General features: G+C 52.3%; 20 protein-coding genes. 8 read left to right on the top strand and 12 right to left on the bottom strand.

Annotated features, from left to right (window positions below; genetic code table 11):
- Positions 1-13 precede the first annotated feature (13 nt).
- The 3 genes from cgtA to rplU form a co-directional block, all read right to left on the bottom strand.
- Positions 14-1,207, bottom strand: a complete 1,194-nt coding sequence (gene cgtA / locus E1H14_RS00910) for an Obg family GTPase CgtA (protein ID WP_149389575.1) — start codon at positions 1,205-1,207, stop codon at positions 14-16.
- A gap of 123 nt (positions 1,208-1,330) precedes the next feature.
- Positions 1,331-1,588, bottom strand: coding sequence for a 50S ribosomal protein L27 (rpmA, locus tag E1H14_RS00905; protein WP_149389574.1), 258 nt, complete (start codon positions 1,586-1,588; stop codon positions 1,331-1,333).
- Positions 1,589-1,623: 35 nt separating this feature from the next.
- Entirely contained in the window at positions 1,624-1,935 is a 312-nt protein-coding gene (gene rplU / locus E1H14_RS00900) for a 50S ribosomal protein L21 (RefSeq protein ID WP_149389573.1), read from the bottom strand.
- A gap of 237 nt (positions 1,936-2,172) precedes the next feature.
- On the opposite strand from rplU, the gene ispB reads away from it, so the two are divergent.
- From ispB to E1H14_RS00870, 6 genes are all read left to right on the top strand, one after another.
- Positions 2,173-3,141 (top strand): octaprenyl diphosphate synthase, encoded by a 969-nt coding sequence (gene ispB / locus E1H14_RS00895; protein WP_149389572.1) that lies wholly within the window; start codon positions 2,173-2,175, stop codon positions 3,139-3,141.
- A 133-nt stretch (positions 3,142-3,274) separates the two neighbouring features.
- A complete protein-coding gene (gene fabA / locus E1H14_RS00890; protein WP_149389571.1) occupies positions 3,275-3,790 on the top strand; it encodes a 3-hydroxyacyl-[acyl-carrier-protein] dehydratase FabA in 516 nt (171 codons plus the stop codon).
- A 49-nt stretch (positions 3,791-3,839) separates the two neighbouring features.
- Positions 3,840-5,057: a beta-ketoacyl-ACP synthase I gene (gene fabB / locus E1H14_RS00885; RefSeq protein ID WP_149389570.1), complete on the top strand. Its 1,218-nt coding sequence runs from the start codon at positions 3,840-3,842 to the stop codon at positions 5,055-5,057.
- A gap of 15 nt (positions 5,058-5,072) precedes the next feature.
- Positions 5,073-5,852 (top strand): 5-oxoprolinase subunit PxpA, encoded by a 780-nt coding sequence (locus E1H14_RS00880; RefSeq protein ID WP_149389569.1) that lies wholly within the window; start codon positions 5,073-5,075, stop codon positions 5,850-5,852.
- Positions 5,821-6,597: a 5-oxoprolinase subunit PxpB gene (gene pxpB, locus E1H14_RS00875; RefSeq protein WP_149389568.1), complete on the top strand. Its 777-nt coding sequence runs from the start codon at positions 5,821-5,823 to the stop codon at positions 6,595-6,597. The genes E1H14_RS00880 and pxpB overlap by 32 nt, the downstream gene beginning before the upstream one ends.
- Positions 6,590-7,552 (top strand): 5-oxoprolinase subunit C family protein, encoded by a 963-nt coding sequence (locus E1H14_RS00870; RefSeq protein WP_149389567.1) that lies wholly within the window; start codon positions 6,590-6,592, stop codon positions 7,550-7,552. Before pxpB ends, E1H14_RS00870 begins: the two co-directional genes overlap by 8 nt.
- Positions 7,553-7,569: 17 nt before the next feature.
- Here the strand turns inward: E1H14_RS00870 and E1H14_RS00865 are convergent, their stop codons facing one another.
- The 3 genes from E1H14_RS00865 to E1H14_RS00855 all read right to left on the bottom strand — a co-directional run bounded on the left by E1H14_RS00865 (position 7,570) and on the right by E1H14_RS00855 (position 11,566).
- Positions 7,570-8,283, bottom strand: a complete 714-nt coding sequence (locus tag E1H14_RS00865) for a lysophospholipid acyltransferase family protein (RefSeq protein WP_149389566.1) — start codon at positions 8,281-8,283, stop codon at positions 7,570-7,572.
- Positions 8,276-9,454 (bottom strand): 1-acyl-sn-glycerol-3-phosphate acyltransferase, encoded by a 1,179-nt coding sequence (locus E1H14_RS00860; protein ID WP_149389565.1) that lies wholly within the window; start codon positions 9,452-9,454, stop codon positions 8,276-8,278. The genes E1H14_RS00865 and E1H14_RS00860 overlap by 8 nt, the downstream gene beginning before the upstream one ends.
- A gap of 72 nt (positions 9,455-9,526) precedes the next feature.
- The gene (locus E1H14_RS00855) at positions 9,527-11,566 is read right to left on the bottom strand and encodes a methyl-accepting chemotaxis protein (protein ID WP_160141996.1); all 2,040 of its coding nucleotides are present in this window, start codon (positions 11,564-11,566) and stop codon (positions 9,527-9,529) included.
- A gap of 315 nt (positions 11,567-11,881) precedes the next feature.
- Here E1H14_RS00855 and E1H14_RS00850 point away from each other — a divergent pair, with 315 nt between their 5' ends.
- Positions 11,882-13,357: a SulP family inorganic anion transporter gene (locus E1H14_RS00850; protein ID WP_200833998.1), complete on the top strand. Its 1,476-nt coding sequence runs from the start codon at positions 11,882-11,884 to the stop codon at positions 13,355-13,357.
- Positions 13,358-13,369: 12 nt separating this feature from the next.
- Positions 13,370-14,224, top strand: a complete 855-nt coding sequence (locus tag E1H14_RS00845; protein ID WP_149389563.1) for a universal stress protein — start codon at positions 13,370-13,372, stop codon at positions 14,222-14,224.
- Positions 14,225-14,230: 6 nt separating this feature from the next.
- On the opposite strand, the gene E1H14_RS00840 is transcribed toward E1H14_RS00845, so the two are convergent.
- The 6 genes from E1H14_RS00840 to E1H14_RS00815 form a co-directional block, all read right to left on the bottom strand.
- The gene (locus E1H14_RS00840; protein ID WP_235017350.1) at positions 14,231-14,416 is read right to left on the bottom strand and encodes an anti-sigma factor family protein; all 186 of its coding nucleotides are present in this window, start codon (positions 14,414-14,416) and stop codon (positions 14,231-14,233) included.
- On the bottom strand, positions 14,413-15,027 hold the full coding sequence (locus E1H14_RS00835) for a sigma-70 family RNA polymerase sigma factor (protein ID WP_149389562.1): 615 nt from the start codon (positions 15,025-15,027) through the stop codon (positions 14,413-14,415). Before E1H14_RS00835 ends, E1H14_RS00840 begins: the two co-directional genes overlap by 4 nt.
- Entirely contained in the window at positions 15,024-15,842 is an 819-nt protein-coding gene (locus E1H14_RS00830) for an HvfC family RiPP maturation protein (protein ID WP_149389561.1), read from the bottom strand. The genes E1H14_RS00835 and E1H14_RS00830 overlap by 4 nt, the downstream gene beginning before the upstream one ends.
- Positions 15,842-16,678 carry an HvfB family MNIO-type RiPP peptide maturase gene (locus tag E1H14_RS00825; RefSeq protein ID WP_149389560.1) on the bottom strand — a complete coding sequence of 279 codons (837 nt, stop codon included), beginning with the start codon at positions 16,676-16,678 and terminating at the stop codon, positions 15,842-15,844. The genes E1H14_RS00830 and E1H14_RS00825 overlap by 1 nt, the downstream gene beginning before the upstream one ends.
- A gap of 109 nt (positions 16,679-16,787) precedes the next feature.
- The gene (locus E1H14_RS00820; RefSeq protein WP_149389559.1) at positions 16,788-17,078 is read right to left on the bottom strand and encodes an HvfA family oxazolone/thioamide-modified RiPP metallophore; all 291 of its coding nucleotides are present in this window, start codon (positions 17,076-17,078) and stop codon (positions 16,788-16,790) included.
- Between the two features lie 182 nt (positions 17,079-17,260).
- Positions 17,261-18,574 carry an ABC1 kinase family protein gene (locus tag E1H14_RS00815; protein ID WP_149389558.1) on the bottom strand — a complete coding sequence of 438 codons (1,314 nt, stop codon included), beginning with the start codon at positions 18,572-18,574 and terminating at the stop codon, positions 17,261-17,263.
- Positions 18,575-18,591 lie beyond the last annotated feature (17 nt).

The raw sequence follows: 18,591 nt of genomic DNA, 5'->3' as shown, positions 1-18,591 counted from the left end.
TCCTCATACACCGTCAGCGCACATATTCCACTTCGACATCATAATCATCGTCATCGAAGTCATCATCCCAATCCGCCTCTTCGCGTTTTGCCCGCATCTCTGCACGCAGACGCGCCAGATTTTCACGCGCCTCATGATCAATAATGGCGCGCGTTTGTTTTTCCTGCTCAAGAATCTCTGGATCTTCTGCAATCGCAAGCAAACGCGCATCCAGATAATCCTGCAGATCACGTACTAAGGGCGTTAATCCGGTTTTATTCAAGGCCGAAACACGGTACACCGGTCCCTGCCAATCCAAGGCATCCAAGACCGACTGACAAGCCGCCTCTTGCTCATCTTCTGGCAAGAGATCCAACTTATTTAACACCAACCAACGCGGCTGCTGCGCCAAGGTCGCGCTAAACTTGGTTAACTCCTGCACAGCGGTTTGTGCCGCTTGCGCCGGGGTGGTTTCATCCCAAGGCGCCATATCCACCAGATGCAAAAGCACTCGGTTACGCGCCAGATGCTTAAGGAAACGTATCCCCAACCCCGCACCTTGCGCCGCACCTTCGATAATGCCGGGAATATCAGCGACCACAAAGCTTCGATGCGCTTCGGTTCTCACCACACCCAAATTCGGCACGAGCGTGGTAAAAGGGTAATCCGCGACCTTCGGACGTGCAGCCGAGATCGAACGAATCAGTGTGGATTTACCCGCATTTGGCAAACCCAACAACCCCACATCCGCCAACACCTTTAGCTCCAGGCGTAGATTACGCAACTCACCCGGTGAACCCTTGGTATGTTGACGCGGCGCACGGTTAACACTGCTTTTATAGCGCGTATTGCCCAAGCCATGAAAACCACCCTGAGCCACCTTTTCGATCTGCCCCACCCGAGTCAGATCTGCTAACACCTCATCCGTATCGATATCCACAACCGTTGTACCAACAGGCACTTTTAGAATCAGATCTTCGCCTTTAGCACCGGTGCAATTCGCACCTCGTCCAGGCTGGCCATTCTGGGCGTTGTAACGCCGCGTAAATCGATAATCGATTAAGGTGTTCAGGCTTTCATCCGCTTCAACAAAGATGGACCCCCCATCTCCGCCATCCCCTCCGTCCGGCCCTCCTTTAGGAATGAACTTCTCGCGCCTGAAACTCATACAGCCGTTTCCGCCTTTTCCTGCTTCTACGGTAATGACCGCTTCATCGACAAACTTCATTGCTTACTCTCCCAAAGGATTTGCCTTCCGTACTCGGAGGACTTATGCGCCCGCATTGTATACCGGCCCGATATAAAAAAAGCCCCGCTAAGCGGAGCTTTTTTTGATCGATCAGCAAGCCGCTTAGGCTGGCACAACAGTCACGTATTTACGCTTCTGTGGACCTTTAACAACAAACTGAACCACGCCATCTGCTGTTGCAAACAGAGTGTGATCCTTACCTAGGCCTACGTTTTCACCTGCGTGGAACTTAGTACCACGCTGACGAACTAGGATGTTGCCCGCCAGAACTGCCTGACCACCAAAACGCTTAACGCCTAGACGTTTCGCTTGTGAGTCGCGGCCGTTACGCGTGGAGCCACCCGCCTTCTTATGAGCCATTGTTTCTCTCCTATCCGGTTAGGGTACAGCGCCTTTTAGGCGTTGATACCGGTAATCTTAACTTCGGTGAACCACTGACGGTGGCCCTGACGCTTCATGTGGTGCTTACGACGACGGAATTTGATGATAGTCACCTTGTCACCGCGGCCATGGCCAACCACTTCAGCAGATACTTTAGCGCCTTCAACGACCGGAGCACCGACTTTAACGTCGTCACCGTTGCTGACCAGCAGCACACGATCAAATTCAACTTTTGCGCCCTGATCAACCGCCAGCTTTTCCAGCTTCAGCGTCTGACCTTCCTGCACACGGTACTGCTTACCGCCGCTAACAATCACTGCAAACATTATCTTTCTCCAGATTTAGACCTACCCGGCTACTAAAACGAAACCTACGTCTAAGGGCATAAAACCCTATAATAGGGAGCGGTTATTGGGCAGGCTCAGGGGGCGAGATTTTACAGATAAGCCGCCTTATACACAAGCGCTTTCACTGGGAAAAGCATGCAAAACCACCTACTTTCTTGACATCCCCGCCCCTTCTCCCTAGCATTCGGGCATCTCAATTTCTAGCCTGATGATCTCATGCAGCCACACCAACTGAATCCATTGATCGAGCCGCAATTTGATGCGGTGACTGACTACATCCTGAATCACTTGGGTTCAAATGTTCCCCTGGTGGAAAAGATGGGTCATTACATCGTGGAAAGCGGTGGCAAGCGCTTACGACCTTTATTAGTACTACTCAGCGCCAATGCCTGCGGGTATACAGGCGAGAAACATATTCCACTCGCTGCCGTCATTGAGTTCATCCATACCGCGACGCTCTTGCATGATGACGTCGTAGATAACTCTGATCTACGACGCGGCAAATCGACTGCCAATGCCAAATGGGGTAACGCCCCCAGCGTCCTGGTAGGAGATTTTTTATACTCCCGCGCTTTCCAGATCCTGGTCGAGATCGGTCGCATGGAGATCATGCAGGTGATTTCACACGCCACCACAGTGATTGCTGAAGGCGAAGTCCTCCAGCTTTTAAATCAGCGCAACCCTGACACCAGCGAAGAGTCTTACATGCAGGTGATTTTAGGGAAAACCGCCATGCTGTTTGAAGCCGCCACCGAAGCCGGTGCCATTCTGGCAAACACCAGCCCGGATGCGCGTCAAGCCATGCAAGCCTATGGCCGCCATCTTGGCATTGCCTTTCAACTGATTGATGATGTCATGGACTATCTCTCTAGCGCCGAAGAGATGGGCAAAAACGTGGGAGATGATCTGGCCGAAGGCAAAGCGACTCTCCCTCTGATCTACGCCATGCGTCAGGGAGATGAAACACAGCGACAATTGATTCGCCAAGCCATTCGCAAAGGCGGTTTGGAGGATCTTTCACCCATCCTGACCATTGTCCAAGAAACCGGCGCAATAGATTACGCGCACAGCAAAGCACAGGAGCAAGTGGATCTGGCTATCGCCGCACTCGAACACCTACCGGATACCAGCTTCCGCGATACTTTGCGCAGTCTGGCCCAGATGGCTGTGGCACGCAAAGCCTAAACAAACCACCCCAATCCGCCGACTTGACCTCAGAAAAACAAAATCTGAGCGACAAATCGTGCCTCAGCGCCTGCGAATCGGTATAATCCCGAGATTGTTTTGATTTTTTCGCCTTTGGACAGACTGAAACCTAATGACTAGACCTTCCTCTTTTGAACGCGACGATCTTCTGAAATGCGGCTACGGCGAGATGTTCGGCCCCGGCAATGCCCGCCTTCCTGTGGGTAACATGCTGATGATGGATCGCATCATCACCATTAACGATGACGGCGGTGAATTCGGCAAGGGAGAGATTATCGCTGAACTCGATATCCATCCGGATCTTTGGTTTTTTGAATGTCACTTCCCAACCGACCCTGTCATGCCCGGCTGCCTGGGCTTAGACGCCATGTGGCAGATCGTTGGCTTTTTCCTCGGCTGGAAGGGCAACAAGGGTCGTGGCCGTGCGCTCGGCGCAGGTGAAGTCAAGTTTACGGGCCAGGTTTTACCCACTGCCAAAAAAGTCACCTATCACGTGCAACTCAAGCGAGTGATTGAGCGCAAATTGGTGATGGGTATTGCAGATGCCACCATGTCAGTGGACGGACGTGTCATCTATACTGCTAAGGATCTGCGTGTTGGGCTCTTTACGTCCACCGACAGTTTCTAAGCTAGATTACAATAATATTCGTTAAGTCTTCAGCAGAGAGAGTCAACACATGCGACGCGTTGTGGTCACTGGTATGGGTATTGTGTCCTGTCTGGGCAATGATATCAAAACGGTTCTGGAATCCTTAAAAGAAGGTCGCTCCGGCATCCGTTTTCAGCCTGAATACGAAGCCCTCGGTTTTCGCAGCCAGGTAGCAGGGAGCTTGGACATCGATCTCGACAGCCTGATTGATCGCAAGCTGCGTCGCTTCATGGGCAACGCCTCGGCTTATGCGTACTTAGCGATGGATCAAGCGATTAAGGATTCCGGTCTGAGCGAAGATCAGGTCTCCAATGTTCGCACCGGTTTGATTGCGGGATCAGGTGGCGCTTCTTCTGCAGATATCGTGGAAACAGCCGATATCCTGCGTGACAAGGGCGTGCGCCGAGTGGGCCCCTACCGGGTGACCCGCACCATGGGCTCAACCGTCTCAGCATGTCTGGCCACACCCTTCAAAATCAAGGGCGTAAATTATTCGATCACTTCGGCTTGCGCAACCAGTGCACACTGTATTGGTAACGCGATGGAAATGATCCAACTCGGCAAACAAGATGTGGTGTTTGCCGGGGGCGGCGAAGAATTGCACTGGTCTTTAAGCGTAATGTTTGATGCCATGGGCGCGCTGTCCAGCAAATACAACGACACCCCCGAAAAAGCTTCTCGTGCTTATGATGCTCATCGTGATGGTTTTGTCATCAGTGGTGGTGCCGGGATGCTGGTACTGGAAGAGTTAGAGCATGCTCAAGCACGCGGTGCCAAAATCTATGCTGAACTGGTCGGTTATGGGGCCACCTCGGACGGTTACGACATGGTCGCACCTTCTGGCGAAGGCGCTGTACGCTGTATGCAGCAGGCCATGAGCACAGTGGATGGCAAGATCGACTACATCAACGCACACGGCACTTCGACACCGGCGGGTGACATCCAAGAACTCAAGGCAATGAAGGCGCTGTTTGGCGACCAGTTGCCACCGGTCAGTTCGACGAAATCTTTGTCTGGCCACTCCTTAGGTGCGACCGGCGTGCAGGAAGCGATCTACTGTCTGCTCATGCAAGAACACAACTTTATCTGCGCCTCCGCGAACATCGAAGAGCTGGATCCTGAAGCAGAAGGCCTCCCAATTGTGCGCCAGCGTATGGATAACGTTGACCTGGAGCGTGTCATGTCTAACAGCTTCGGCTTCGGCGGCACCAACGCTACCCTGGTGTTCCAGAAGTTCTCCGCTTAATCCTCTTCTCTCACCATGCTGCGTCTTAATGCAGATGTCGGAGAAAGCTTCGGTATCTGGTCCATGGGGCTGGATACCGAGCTAATTCCCTGGCTAGACCAAGCCAACATTGCCTGCGGTTTTCACGCGTCTGATCCGCTCATTATGCAAAAAACCGTGCAGCTGACGTTAACACATAGCGTCAGCATCGGTGCCCACCCCTCCTACCCAGATCTGCAGGGTTTTGGTCGTCGTTCACTCTCGATCACAAACGCTGAACTGATTGCACTGCTGCGCTATCAGATCGGTGCACTTCAGGCGATCGCCCAGGCGGAAGGGGCAAAAGTAGACTATGTGAAACCACATGGCGCGCTCTACAACGATATGATGAAAAACCCCGAATTACTTTTAGCGGTAATGCAGGCACTGGATGGCTTGAACCAACAGCAAGATTCGCCTCTAGCCCTGATGCTGCTCTGTCAAGCCGACAATCAGAGCGTAGCCACCTTAGCGGCACCTTACCAACTGCCACTCATCTTTGAAGCTTTTGCGGATCGACGCTATCTTGCGAATGGTCAACTGTCTCCGCGCAGTCAACCCGATGCGGTCTTTCACCAACCCGAACAGATTCTGCAACAAGGATTGAGTCTCGCGCAGTTTCAGCAGGTGGAGACGGCTGAAGGGCCTTTAACCCTGGCCGCAGATAGCCTTTGTGTACATGGCGACAATGCCAGCTCAGTGGCTGTCGTCGCTGAACTAAAACAGGCGCTATTGGCCCTGAAAGATGCAGCACCCAACGCCTCCCGTGTCCGCTGAAGCTAACTCGCCCATCTGGCAAATCGAATACGCCGGTTTAGATGCATTGCTGCTACGCTTTGCTGAAACCCCTAGCCACCTCCTCAGTCAACGTATTACAGCCGCCAGTCGCTATTGCTTACAACACCCTGCCATCACACAAGTCACACCCGCTTATGCCAGCTTACTGATCGAGTTTGATCTGCTGCAAACGCAAGCTGAAACCCTCTTGCAAGCGCTACGCCCAGCACTTGAACAGGTGTTCCAGGCGCCCACAGACCGACTCACGCAAGGCTCACTGCTGGAAATTCCCGTCAGTTATACGGGCGAAGATTTGGCCTGGGTCGCGCAGGCGTGCGGCCTTTCGGTCACAGACGTGATTGAATATCACAGCCAGACGACCTATCTAGTGTATGCATTGGGTTTTGCACCGGGTTTTGCGTATCTCGGTGAAGTGGATGCGCGCCTCTGCCTGCCACGACGTCGACATCCACGTACTCAAGTGCCTGCCGGCAGCCTCGCCTTAGCCGACCGGCAAACGGCGATTTATCCACAAACCTCACCTGGCGGTTGGCATCTGATTGGTCACACCCCAGTGAAGCTCTACGATCCCCAACGCCAAGCCCCCAGTCTGCTGCAACCCGGCGATCAAGTTCGTTTTCACGCTCTAGCCACGGATGCACTCCAACAAGCCTGTTTAGATTTACGCAACCGCTATCCCGAGCGCTTTGCACTACGCAGCACTGAGGCACAGGCCGATGCTTGAGTCAGGACAGTTTTTGCTTCTCAAGGGTGGCATTCTCAGCAGTGTGCAAGATGCAGGCCGCCAAGGTACGAGTCATTTGGGCTTAGCGCGCTCAGGCGCAATGGATCGCCACGCCTGGGCTTGGAACAATCGTCTTTTAAACAATCCTTGGGGTGAAGCCACACTGGAAATCTATATTGGCGGCTTAGAAGGTGTATTTTCTCAGGAGACCTCCGTGGTGATCACAGGGGCTGAGTTACCCATTTGGCTGAATGACCAACCACAAGCGCCCTGGACCGTGTTCCGCTGTCGTGCCGGTGATCGTTTACGCCTGGGTTATGCCCATGCAGGACAGATTGCTTACTTAGGTGTGAAAGGTGGCTGGCAACTGCCCCGAGAAATCGGTGAAAGCCGCAGCAGCGTGCTGCGCGAAGGCTTGGGCGGGCCCGGCAATCAAGGCCAACCCCTGGCCGCTGGAGAGCAGCTCAGCTATCGGATTGATGCAAGCCCCCTCTGGCATAGAACTCTGGCGACAAAGTTCCGACCGCAATACCACACTCCTGTATTGGACCTGGCGTTTCTTCCCGCACAGTATCTGAGTGATTGGGAAGTCCAACAACTCAAGCACCTCTTTGCAACAGGCTGGAGAGTGTCCAGCGCCAGCAACCGCATGGCTTGTCTGCTGGAGCCTGCCAGCCCCGAAACAAATCGATCCAATGCGGAACCGGCACCTACGCGCCTCTCTGAAGGATTGGCTTTAGGCAGCTTACAACTGCCTCCTTCAGGCCAACCCATGATTTTGATGAATGAACATCAAACCATTGGCGGTTATCCGATGCTTGGCTGGGTCTGTCGTCGCAGTCTAGATCGGCTCGCCCAGTGTCGTCCAGGCCAAGCTCTGGCTCTGGTTTTGGCGGATCGAGCGGAGCAGCTCAAAGCCGAAATAGAGTTTCAGGCCTTTTTCCGGCAAGGCTAAAGCCTGTTACGCTGGGATTAAGCCCCTAATGCCTGCATCTGCGCTTGCATCCAGGCCACCACTTCGGCCTGTACTTCATCCGCACTGCGCCCAGCCGTCGCGATCGGCGCACCGATACGCAGCTGAACCTTACCGGGATATTTGATGAAGGATTTACCCGGCCAAAAACGCCCGGCGTTGTGCACCATAGGAATAATTGGCACCCCAGAGGCCTGTGCCAACAGCGTACCCCCTTTATTAAAGCGCCCAGTTTCACCCGCTTTCACCCGCGTGCCCTGAGGGAAAATCAAAACCGGAATCCCCTGCTCCAACTTATCGCGTCCCTGCTCCAAGAGCTGGCGTAAGGCTTCACGTCGTTGTGAACGATCCAAGGCAATCGGCTCAAGCAAGCGTAATGCCCAACCAAAAAAGGGTATTTTTAACAACTCTTGCTTCAACACCACGGCTTGTGGACGAATCAATAATTGAAAATACAGGGTTTCCCATTCACTTTGGTGATTAGCCAGGACTACATAGGCGCCGGTCTGCGGCAGATGCTCACGTCCCTCGATCTCCACACCTAAACCACAGGTCCAGCGCAACCAAGCGATGTAAAAATAATTAATCGCCGTGAGAAAGCGAAAACGCGCTTTAAACGGCAAAAGAGGGCCGATCAACAAACAAGGAATGGCATACAGCAGCGTGGCCGGATAAAACCCCAATGCAAACAGAAAACCACGAAGTTTAAGCATCCTGAGACTCCTGTTCTGGAGCGCTCGGATCTTGCGTGCTTGAAACACGTGCCTGCTCCGCCTGGAAGGCTTTCTGATTTAATACCGGATTCGCATACATCTTGCGCAAAAAGCCCTGTGCCGATTCATCCAGGTTTTGCAGGCGCTGCTCAAAAGCCGCTAAATCGGCAGGTGCCACCTCTTCACCCGCCGCCGCGAGATTGGAAGGATGCAAGTGGTAGGTTTGTAGGATTTGACGATCGATCTCGGCCGCCAAGGCTTCAGGCGTATCAAATGCTCCACGAATCGGGCTGCCAAAAGAGACATGTACATGCCCCTTCTCACCCGTAATGCCTTTGACAATACTGTCGATATCTTCGTACTGGCCCTTTTCATAATGCCCGCTTGCGGCTTTCGCAGCTAACTCACGCGCCTTCATCGCATCACAAGGATCAAACTCATAGGAGATACACACCGGCACAATATTCAGACGCTCGACCATTTCACTGAAGCTGCGCTGTTTACGATGCGCCATGTAAAACATTTTCAACAAGGTTGGATCGGTACGATCGTTGCCATCTTTTGAGCGCCCTTCCCGCTGCGCAATCCAGACAGAATGACCGCTAACGATACTGTGGTCGATATACTCGGACAACTGCGTCATGGCCGCCATCATTTCACGAGGCGCCTTGATCGAACGCTTCACAATAAAACTCTTGTTCAAGCGCATCAAATCCGAGACATAGGGTTTACGCAGCAGGTTATCGCCAATCGCAATACGTACTGTTTGCATACCATATTGATAGAGCGACCAATTCACAAAAGCGGGGTCCATAGCAATATCACGATGATTCGACACAAACAGATAGGATTCATTCGGATCTAGCTGCTCAATACCACTGCAGGTCATACGCCGTGTGGTCCGCGAGATCATCTTACTCATATAACCGGCGATGATCTGTTGAAAGCTATCCACCGAATCGATATCACCAAAGCGTGCAGCTAAGGCAATACGCACAAAAGGGCGCAGCAAGCGCAACGCCCAGCGTGGTAAACGCGGAAACTGATAATGGCTGATGACATCAACAAACTCATTGTCCCTGAGCATGGTATTGAGGACATCTTGTACCTCGGTATCACGATAGGGACGGATTGCCTGAAATGGATCCGTCATCTGGGTGGTTTCACTCATAGCCTTGCTACCCTAAGTCGCAGCGAAAAGGCGTTATTTTATCCTGTTTAAGTGAATTTTGCAGAAGAATCCTTAATAACGAAAACGACTGACCCTCTGCCCCAACTCTTGTGCCAAGCCTTGCAAAGACTCACTGCCACGAGCCGTGGCTTCTGCACCCTGAGCGCTGGCTTCAGTAATTTGACTAATCGTCACCAAGTTGCGCGACAGTTCTTGTGTGGTTGCGGATTGCTCTTCAGTCGCCGACGCCACCTGGAGATTCATATTTTCGACGCGGCCTATCTGTAATTCGATCTGCTGCAACGCCTGCATCCCCGCTTCGGCCAGTTCCACACTGCGGATCGACTTATCTTTATTCTGGCTCATGGCACGCACCACTTCTGCAGTTAACTGCTGCAAACGATCAATGGTCTGGGCAATTTCTTCAGTCGCACTGTGCGTACGAGTCGCGAGGGTACGCACCTCATCCGCGACGACAGCAAACCCCCGTCCCTGCTCACCGGCACGTGCCGCTTCAATCGCAGCATTCAAGGCCAAAAGGTTGGTCTGCTCTGCAATGCCTTGAATCACCCCGATCACCTGACCGATCGCTTGGCTGCCTTCATCCAGTTCCGCAATCTGTACGGCTGTAGCCTCTGTATCCTGCGCTTGAGCACGAATATTGTTGACGATGGCATCAATCACACTGCAGCCACCCGCCACTTCTTGACTGCCTGCACGCGTCGCATCGGCGGCACGCTGAGCGTTATCCGCCACCTCATTCACCGAAGCGGTCAGCTCATCCATCGCGGCAGCCACCATCTCTATTTCAGCGCGCTGCTTTTCAATCCCATGTAGCGAAGTGGAGCTGAGATCACGCAGTTCCGCCGAGGCTGAGTTTAGGGTCGCACTATGGCCCGCTAGTTCACTGATCAGATGCCGAATCTGTTCCGCAAACGCATTAAAAGAACGACTGATTTCTGCCACTTCGTCTTTGCCCTTGACCGGCAAGCGGCGCGTTAAGTCGCCCTGACCCGATGCAATCGATTGCATCGCATCCACCACCGTTTGTAGTGGACGTGAAAGGGCACGACTCAAAATCAGAATCGTCAGAATCAAGAGCACCAAACCAGCAAGACCGGCGAAGAGCACTTTTTGCGTAAGCGCACCCACATCCTCGAGGACTGCGCTCATGGGCATAGCCAACAAGAGCGTCCAGTGTGTTTGCGTCTCTCCCAATTCGACCGGCTGGCTCACCAACAAAGCCTCGCCGCCACCAATTAAAGCCGTCGGCATCTGTATTTCGAAGGTCTGCCCCTGGCGTAGGGCTTGCTGGAAATTGGGCAAAGCCGCACCCAGATTTTGTGCTTCTGTGTCTTGCAACAAGCGCCCTAAACGTCCTTCATCTGGATGCGCAATAATCGTTCCTTCCGCACCAAATAAAGCGGCCACCCCGCCAAAAGGTTGGAGCGCCGCCATAGCGTTTTGCAGGCTCGACACCGACAGATCCACACCCACAACACCTTTAAAGACCCCTTCTTCAAGGATAGGAACCACGATGGAGGTTAACAACACCTCTTGATCACCCACGGGATACAAATACGGATCAAGAATGACGGGCTTTAGGTTTTGTTTGGCTAACAGGTAATAATCGCCCTCTCCCGGGACTTCATAATCCACCAGAGGGTCCATAGCGATCACCTGCCCATCACGATACCAATAAGGGATGTAACGACCGCTGGCATCGTGACCTGAGGTATTTTGATAGAGGCTGTCCAATCCATCAAAAGCATTCGCTTCCCAGAGCGTCCAGGCACCGAGCAGCGTAGGGCGATCCGATAAAAACTGCTGTAAGAATTGATTGCTGTAATCGCGACGCTCGATGTCCAAAATCGCATGCCGCGTCTTCATCACACTGGCCAGGGCTTCTACGCTATCGAGGTGTGTCAGCAACTGTGACGCCAATGCCTGGCCTTCCGCCTGTGCCAACTCCAAGCTACGTTCGCGCGCCTCTTGCGTCACCGTATCCGTGACCAGGCTGTAGACAAAGAACACCATACCCAGAGTAATCAGGATCACGATGGGAACCAGCGTGACCAGCCATTTTTGCGTCATGGTTAAACGATTTAACATGCCAGCATCCTCGTCAATTTTACAAACACTAGGCTGATCCCTATAATTCCAAGCTATTTTTTGCATGCGCAATGTCAGGACACCAGAATGCGGACACGAGTCACTCCACCCTAGCGTTTGATCCCTCCGAACGCCTTTAAGGTTTTCATTCACTTTAAAGCGTCGCGCCTGATTCTCAATGTCGATGGTCAAAGCAAATGCGCGTCGAAGCCTTGAGACACTTACTACTTTTATACTAAATCCTATTCACTAAGCAATTGCTTTTCCGATCTCTTTTGAGCGCGGACACCTTTGCCATTATCTCAGGATACTGAAATGATTTTATCCTCTACCCGCCAGGACTGGTTCGGGAATATTCGTGGTGATCTATTAGCCGGTTTGGTTGTGGCTTTAGCGCTGATCCCCGAAGCCATCGCCTTTTCGATTATTGCCGGTGTGGATCCGCGTGTGGGTCTCTATGCCTCTTTCTGTATCGCTGTGATTATTGCGATCGTCGGCGGTCGGCCCGGTATGATCTCGGCGGCAACCGGTGCTATGGCTCTGCTGATGGTCACACTTGTACGTGAGCATGGCTTAGAATATCTCCTTGCCGCCACGCTACTCACCGGTGTTCTGCAGATCGCAGCCGGTTATTTGAAACTGGGCAGCTTGATGCGTTTTGTTTCACGCTCGGTGGTCACCGGTTTTGTGAATGCCCTGGCGATTCTGATTTTTATGGCGCAACTGCCCGAACTCACCCAGGTGACTTGGCATGTTTATGCCATGACAGCAGGGGGACTCGCCATCATTTATCTGTTTCCTTACTTAAATAAAACGATCCCCTCTCCTCTCGTCTGTATTCTTGTCCTGACTGGCTTGGCGATCTGGCTGGATTTGGATATTCGCACCGTCAGTGATATGGGGGATCTACCTGATACTCTCCCTGTTTTTCTCTGGCCTGAGGTGCCCCTGACACTGGAAACTCTGTGGATCATTTTGCCTTACTCCGCCGCACTCGCTGTGGTCGGCATGCTGGAATCCTTGATGACCGCGACCATTGTCGATGATTTAACCGATACTTCCAGTGATAAGAATCGTGAATGCAAAGGCCAGGGGATTGCCAACATCGGTGCAGGTTTGATGGGAGGCATGGCCGGTTGTGCGATGATCGGACAATCCATTATCAATATTAAATCCGGTGGCCGTGGTCGTCTTTCCACCCTCACCGCAGGCATTTTACTTTTGATCATGGTTGTTTTTTTAAGTGATTGGATTGGTCAAATTCCTATGGCCGCTCTGGTTGCGGTGATGATCATGGTGTCGATTGGCACCTTCAGCTGGGACTCTATTCGGAATTTGAAGCATTACCCCCTATCCACCAATGTCGTTATGCTGGCCACGGTTGCCGTTGTGGTCGCTACACATAACCTAGCCTATGGTGTCTTTGTGGGTGTGTTGCTGGCTTCCCTATTCTTTGCTAACAAAGTGGGTCGTTTCTTACTGATCCAATCGGTTAAAGACGCTAAGACGCGTCACTACACCGTGGTAGGCCAGGTGTTTTTCAGCTCGGCAGATCAATTTATTAATTCCTTTGATTTTAAAGAAGATCTCGATAGGGTTATCATCGATTTGCAGCGTGCCCATTTCTGGGATATCACAGCGGTGGCCGCCTTAGATAAAGCCGTCATCAAGTTCCGCCGCGAGGGTGTTGAAGTCGACATTACAGGTCTAAACGAGGCCAGTGCCACCATTGTTGATCGCTTCGGCGTTCACGATAAACCTGATGCTGTTGAAAAGCTGATGGGTCACTAAAAGGAGCCGTTTATGAGCAAAGTCATCGCCTGTATTGATACCTTCAACCACATGGCCGAAACGGTGTGTGATTACGCCGCTTGGGCCAGCCAAAAAATGAAGGCCCCTCTGACACTCTTACATGCATTAGAAAAACCTAACACACTCCCTGCCACCAATTTAAGTGGCAGCATTGGCTTAGGTACACGTGAACACCTGCTGGAAGAGCTGGCTGAATTGGATCAACAACGCTCGCGTTTACTTCGGGAGCAAGGCCGCTTGATGCTGGAAGAGGCTCAACAGCGCGTGCTGCAGCAAGGTATCAGCGAGAGCGAAACCCTGCAGCGTCATGGCACACTGCAAGAATCCCTAACGACCCTGGAAGCGGAGATAGGCTTATTGGTGATGGGCCGCGAAGGCTGCCATGAACAACCGGGACAGCAGCATGTTGGCACGCACCTAGAAAGCGTGATACGCACACTGCATCACCCTATCCTAGTTACGGTCGGGGATTTTGTGCCACCCAAACGCTTTATGGTTGCTTATGACGCCAGCCAAACCTCTCGCAGCATTCTTGAGCGCATCGCAGCCAGCCCACTTCTCCGTGGCATTCCTTGCACCTTGCTGCTGATCGGTGCGAACACCGAGATCGAACAATCCTTGTTGGATGAAGCCGCCGCTCAACTGGCCGCTCAAGGCTTTGAAGTCAATTGTGAAATTCGTGCCGGTGAGGTGGCTCCTTGTATTCAGCAAGCCATCTCCGATTTGAGTGTGGATCTTTTGGTCATGGGGGCCTATGGCCACTCACGCATCCGCCAGTTTTTAGTCGGTAGCACCACCACTAAGCTCTTGCAGAAAAGTCAGATACCCCTGCTCATTTTACGTTGAGTCGCCTTAACTGCTGCGACGTCGTGTTTCACACGCTTTATGCAACTGCCGGAATTGGCGATAACAACGCCGACAGTTTGCGCACATCATCAAATGTGTGTAGAGCCAGAGCCATTCGCGCCAATTCAGACGCCCATCCAACTGTTTCGACATCAGGGCTGTCGCATGTTTACAGGAGTACATGGACTTCATGACGAACGCCCTCCTTCGGATAAGAACCAACTGCGCTCTAAGCACGCCCGCAACTTTAAACGTGCTCGGTGCAAGATGACCCAGCAATTATCTTCTGAAATTTCCAAACATTTACAGATCTCGTCGGTTTCCATGCCGATCAGCTCGCGCAAGGTGAAAACACGCGCTGTTTGATCGGGAAGGTGATAGACACAAATATCAAAGACCTGCCAAAAGTGATCTTTTTCCAGACTCTTCTCCGGCTCACTCCATTCTGCCGGTGCACTCACTTGCGTCCATTGCTCATTTTCTTTAAAGAGTTCGTCTGTTTCCGCAACCAACTCCTCTTGATAAATAAAAGGCGCAAGCGCCATACGCGCACGAATGGCGTCTAACAATTTATGGCGCAAAATACCAAACACCCAGGTTTCAAACCGCGACTCCCCGCGAAAGCTGTCTAACTTCTGCCAGGCCAAAGTGAGAGTCTCTTGCACCAGATCTTCAGCATCCTGTGCATGGGACAGCTGCATGCGTGCAAAAGCGAGAAGCCTTGGACGCAACGCCCAAAGCCGCTGCTGCTTTTCCTCTGTCGACGCCGCAAGATCAGCTGCAAAGCAGGGATCTAATGTCATACGTACAGCTCCTGCTTAGGCCGAGATCCCAGGACGATCCCCTCTTGCTGCCAACCGTGAATCAACTCCCAAGCCCCTTGCACAAAAGGGGTTTGCTTCCATTCATCGGCCTGATCTTCAGACAGCTCTCGACCCGGCGGCAAGTTCCCTGCTTCTTCTGCCAACGTCTGTAAAATACGGATTAAAGGCTCAGATGCAGAGGCAAGCGCCTGGAAAAGACGCGCGCTAAATAGATTTAAATGACTAAAACGCACCTTATCCTCAAGATTACGGTAAGCCAAAATCCAGGTCGGTTGTTCTGGAGGCTCTTGCGGTTGATATTCAGCACACAGCTGATGCACGGGAAACTGGTACGCCAAGAGCCAAGCCAGGGGTGAGATCTCCAACACTTCATCCCAGCCTATTGCATGCGCTTGCGGCGTGATATCCGCTGGATCGATAGAAAGCGCCAGCTCAATCCACTCATAATGCAAGAGTTCCAGCAGAAAAGGAGGATCATCGGCCGGCACTGGGCGCAAATCAGACTGCACATACGCAATATATTCCGCGGAGATGTCGTAAAACAGGGGTGATCTGCAGTGGTAATGCTGCATAAAACCACGCACCTCTTGCTGCCAACGTACGGCTGACAGAAGCTGTTTATAGATCGGAAAACACTGACTCAGAAAACGGCTGATATTATTAAAAAATAAACGCTGATACACACTCATCGCCGGCTTCGGCAAAGCATCGGGCAAAGGCCTTTGCGGATCACGGATCTGTGCTGAAAACTCTAGGAGTGTTTGGCGATACGCCTCGGGGACTGAGTGAGTCATCAACACGCCTCCGCTGACAGGGGGTGGGACTGCTGCAAATAATGACGAATGGTTTCAGTTTCTTGTAGCAATTGCGCAAGCGGCGGTAGATTAAAATCGCGCTCCAATAACGTGGGCAGGGGCCCATGGGTTCGATAGGTGTGTGCCAGCAAAGCCCAAACCGGCTCATCCACCTCAGCACCATGCGTATCCACAATCAAATGTTCGGTTTCACGATGATGCCCCGCTATATGAATATAACGCACCCGCTCAGTGGGCATCGCCTCAATAAACGCCTGTGCATCAAAACCATGGTTGATGCTGTTGACGTAAACATTGTTCACATCCAAGAGCAGATCGCAATCGGCTTCCGCAAGAACCGCACAGGTGAACTCGGCTTCACTCATCGTATGGCCGTGGGCGAGATAAGTAGAGACGTTCTCGATAGCAATCCGACGATCCAAACGCTCCATAGTTTCTCGGATTCGTCCTGCCACATAGAACACAGCCTCATCCGTAAAAGGAATCGGCATCAAATCATAGAGATGCCCTGCATCACTGCAGGCGCAAAGATGTTCAGAAAACCATTCAATCTGATGTAGATCGAGAAAGGCTTTAATCTGTTTTAAGAAATCTTGATCTAAAGGTGTAATGCCACCTAAGGAGAGAGATAAACCATGCGCAATAAATCGATGTGCTTCGGTGTAGGCTCGAAAAGCCTTACCTAGCCGCCCACCCAGCGTCATCCAGTTTTCCGGTGCCACCTCGAAAAAATCGACTTGCGGCAGCTGTCCTGGTTGGAACTGGTCTAGGTGCTCACGCCGAAAACCTAAACCGACCTGAGACGAAGTCTTCATCGACTCAACAGAAACCTTTACAGGATGCATTATTTACCTCATGTCTTAATCGGGCGGCCACTCAATCTAAAACACCACCCGCTCACGGCGAACGGGTGGTGGATTCAGCTTAGCCGCCGCACTTACCTTCGCCGCACTTCGCTTCTCCGGCTTTTTCTTCGCCACATTTGGCTTCACCGCATTTGGCTTCACCACACTTCGCTTCTTCACCTTTAGCTTCACCACACTTGGCTTCACCGCATTTCGCCTCACCATATTTGGCTTCTGCAAGCTGAGCATAGCCCTGTGGCAACATCTGAGCGGAGAAAGGGTTTTGTGTGCTGGTCGCATTCGCGGTCAGGCTTAAAGAGAGCATCAGGGCTGCGCCAGTTGCGGTCAGAGTTTTGTTTTTTGCGTTCATGCTAAGTGCCTCGTTTAATCACGCTGTAGGTGTCTAAGCTTAGATGCTGTTGCCTACGCAGTCGTGGATTTAAAGATTAAAATTCAGAGTTGAATCGGCGGGATTCCTTATAGAGTCGAAACATCTGCGTATTCCTTACAGCTCTTTTTTTATTTTTTTATCAAAAAAGTCTGCGCTGGCGATCAGTCTGCCAACCAAGGCTCTACGAGTGCTCGACAGGGTAAGCTAACCCCCAAGCGGGCAAACAGCAGATACAAACCTGCCAATTTTCGATGCAAAAATAGAGCATCTATTGGGGGTGAGTGCCAGTAGCCCTGGCGTAGGCTCAACTCCATACCCTGATCACGCAGACGTCTGGCTAGGTCGGTTGCGGCAAAATCATAGGTCTCGGCACGCAGCGGCTCCATCGCCAACTCGAACAAGCTCAGCACCTGCGTCTGCTGAGCAGACGTGATTTCACGTTTGAAATAACCGATCTGTGTCGCGGCCTCAAGTAGCGCGTCTCGATCCTGGGCAATACCGGCACGGAAGATGGCTCGATAGGCTTGCGTCCAGTGCGGGCTATACAGACGCGTGGCACCAAAATCCAGTAAGACCAAATCTCGACTCGCGGGGTCATACAGGAAGTTGGCAAAGTTCGGGTCGGTTTGCACGCGTCCAAACACAAACAACTCCTGCATAAGCAGCTCTAACAGCAGGGCGGCGATACGCTGACGTTCCGGCCTAGCTTGATAGATGAGTTGATCGAGCGCCGCGCCCGACTCATAACTCATACACAATAAGGTTTCGCCCGAAAGCGCCGGGTAAAACTGCGGTACACGAATCTCTTCACGATGATTAAGGTGCTGGTGATAGGCCTGCAGATGCTCAGCTTCCAAACGATAGTCTGCTTCGGCATGAAGTTGACGTTTTGCTTCTTCGATCAACTCTTGCAGAGGTAACTCAGGTGGTAATAAGCGTGAAAGCTTTAACAAACTGACCACATTATCAACATCAGAATCGATGCTCTGACGCACACCTGGATACTGAATTTTGAGTGCGAGCTGATTGCCCTGACGATCGATTGCCTGATGTACTTGACCGATCGAGGCGGCCGCTAGAGGGGAAAAAGAAAATTGTTGGAAGTGTGTTTGCCAATCTGAGCCAAGATTCTGTTCCATCACCGCAGCAAGCTGCAGCATCGGCATGGGTGTGGCCCCTGAGCGTAAGCCTGCCAGCAACTCGGCCAGCTCAACCGGCATGAGATCCCCAGCATCCATCGACAACAGCTGACCCAACTTCATCGCGGCACCGCGTAGATGAGCCAATTTATCGGCCACACGCCGCAGGTTGGCCGGTGTTAAGAGTAGATCCTTCGCTTCCGGGCGCTGCCCCTTAGCCAGCTGACGTACGCCCTCGGCCACCACACCTCCAGCCACCCGTGTCGCGAGACCTCCTAGATGCGCTAGACGTGAAAGACGATGGGCAGGCACCGAGCGGGCAGATTTATCGGTCATAACAGGCTCCCAGTTAA

Source organism: Nitrincola tapanii (assembly GCF_008368715.1).
GTDB classification, from domain to species: domain Bacteria; phylum Pseudomonadota; class Gammaproteobacteria; order Pseudomonadales; family Balneatricaceae; genus Nitrincola; species Nitrincola tapanii.
Note: the sequence above shows the minus strand (reverse complement) of the source record. Positions and strands in the feature narration are given on the sequence as shown.

Excerpts from the sequence above, each read along its gene's own strand:
- fabB (WP_149389570.1), top strand. The coding sequence starts at position 3,840 with ATGCGACGCGTTGTGGTCACTGGTATGGGTATTGTGTCCTGTCTGGGC.
- E1H14_RS00850 (WP_200833998.1), top strand. The coding sequence starts at position 11,882 with ATGATTTTATCCTCTACCCGCCAGGACTGGTTCGGGAATATTCGTGGT.
- fabA (WP_149389571.1), top strand. The coding sequence starts at position 3,275 with ATGACTAGACCTTCCTCTTTTGAACGCGACGATCTTCTGAAATGCGGC.
- E1H14_RS00880 (WP_149389569.1), top strand. The coding sequence starts at position 5,073 with ATGCTGCGTCTTAATGCAGATGTCGGAGAAAGCTTCGGTATCTGGTCC.
- E1H14_RS00870 (WP_149389567.1), top strand. The coding sequence starts at position 6,590 with ATGCTTGAGTCAGGACAGTTTTTGCTTCTCAAGGGTGGCATTCTCAGC.
- E1H14_RS00860 (WP_149389565.1), bottom strand. The coding sequence starts at position 9,454 with ATGAGTGAAACCACCCAGATGACGGATCCATTTCAGGCAATCCGTCCC.
- E1H14_RS00840 (WP_235017350.1), bottom strand. The coding sequence starts at position 14,416 with ATGAAGTCCATGTACTCCTGTAAACATGCGACAGCCCTGATGTCGAAA.
- E1H14_RS00835 (WP_149389562.1), bottom strand. The coding sequence starts at position 15,027 with ATGACATTAGATCCCTGCTTTGCAGCTGATCTTGCGGCGTCGACAGAG.
- E1H14_RS00865 (WP_149389566.1), bottom strand. The coding sequence starts at position 8,283 with ATGCTTAAACTTCGTGGTTTTCTGTTTGCATTGGGGTTTTATCCGGCC.
- E1H14_RS00825 (WP_149389560.1), bottom strand. The coding sequence starts at position 16,678 with ATGAAGACTTCGTCTCAGGTCGGTTTAGGTTTTCGGCGTGAGCACCTA.
- rplU (WP_149389573.1), bottom strand. The coding sequence starts at position 1,935 with ATGTTTGCAGTGATTGTTAGCGGCGGTAAGCAGTACCGTGTGCAGGAA.
- cgtA (WP_149389575.1), bottom strand. The coding sequence starts at position 1,207 with ATGAAGTTTGTCGATGAAGCGGTCATTACCGTAGAAGCAGGAAAAGGC.
- E1H14_RS00820 (WP_149389559.1), bottom strand. The coding sequence starts at position 17,078 with ATGAACGCAAAAAACAAAACTCTGACCGCAACTGGCGCAGCCCTGATG.
- E1H14_RS00845 (WP_149389563.1), top strand. The coding sequence starts at position 13,370 with ATGAGCAAAGTCATCGCCTGTATTGATACCTTCAACCACATGGCCGAA.
- ispB (WP_149389572.1), top strand. The coding sequence starts at position 2,173 with ATGCAGCCACACCAACTGAATCCATTGATCGAGCCGCAATTTGATGCG.
- rpmA (WP_149389574.1), bottom strand. The coding sequence starts at position 1,588 with ATGGCTCATAAGAAGGCGGGTGGCTCCACGCGTAACGGCCGCGACTCA.
- E1H14_RS00855 (WP_160141996.1), bottom strand. The coding sequence starts at position 11,566 with ATGTTAAATCGTTTAACCATGACGCAAAAATGGCTGGTCACGCTGGTT.
- E1H14_RS00815 (WP_149389558.1), bottom strand. The coding sequence starts at position 18,574 with ATGACCGATAAATCTGCCCGCTCGGTGCCTGCCCATCGTCTTTCACGT.
- E1H14_RS00830 (WP_149389561.1), bottom strand. The coding sequence starts at position 15,842 with ATGACTCACTCAGTCCCCGAGGCGTATCGCCAAACACTCCTAGAGTTT.
- pxpB (WP_149389568.1), top strand. The coding sequence starts at position 5,821 with ATGCAGCACCCAACGCCTCCCGTGTCCGCTGAAGCTAACTCGCCCATC.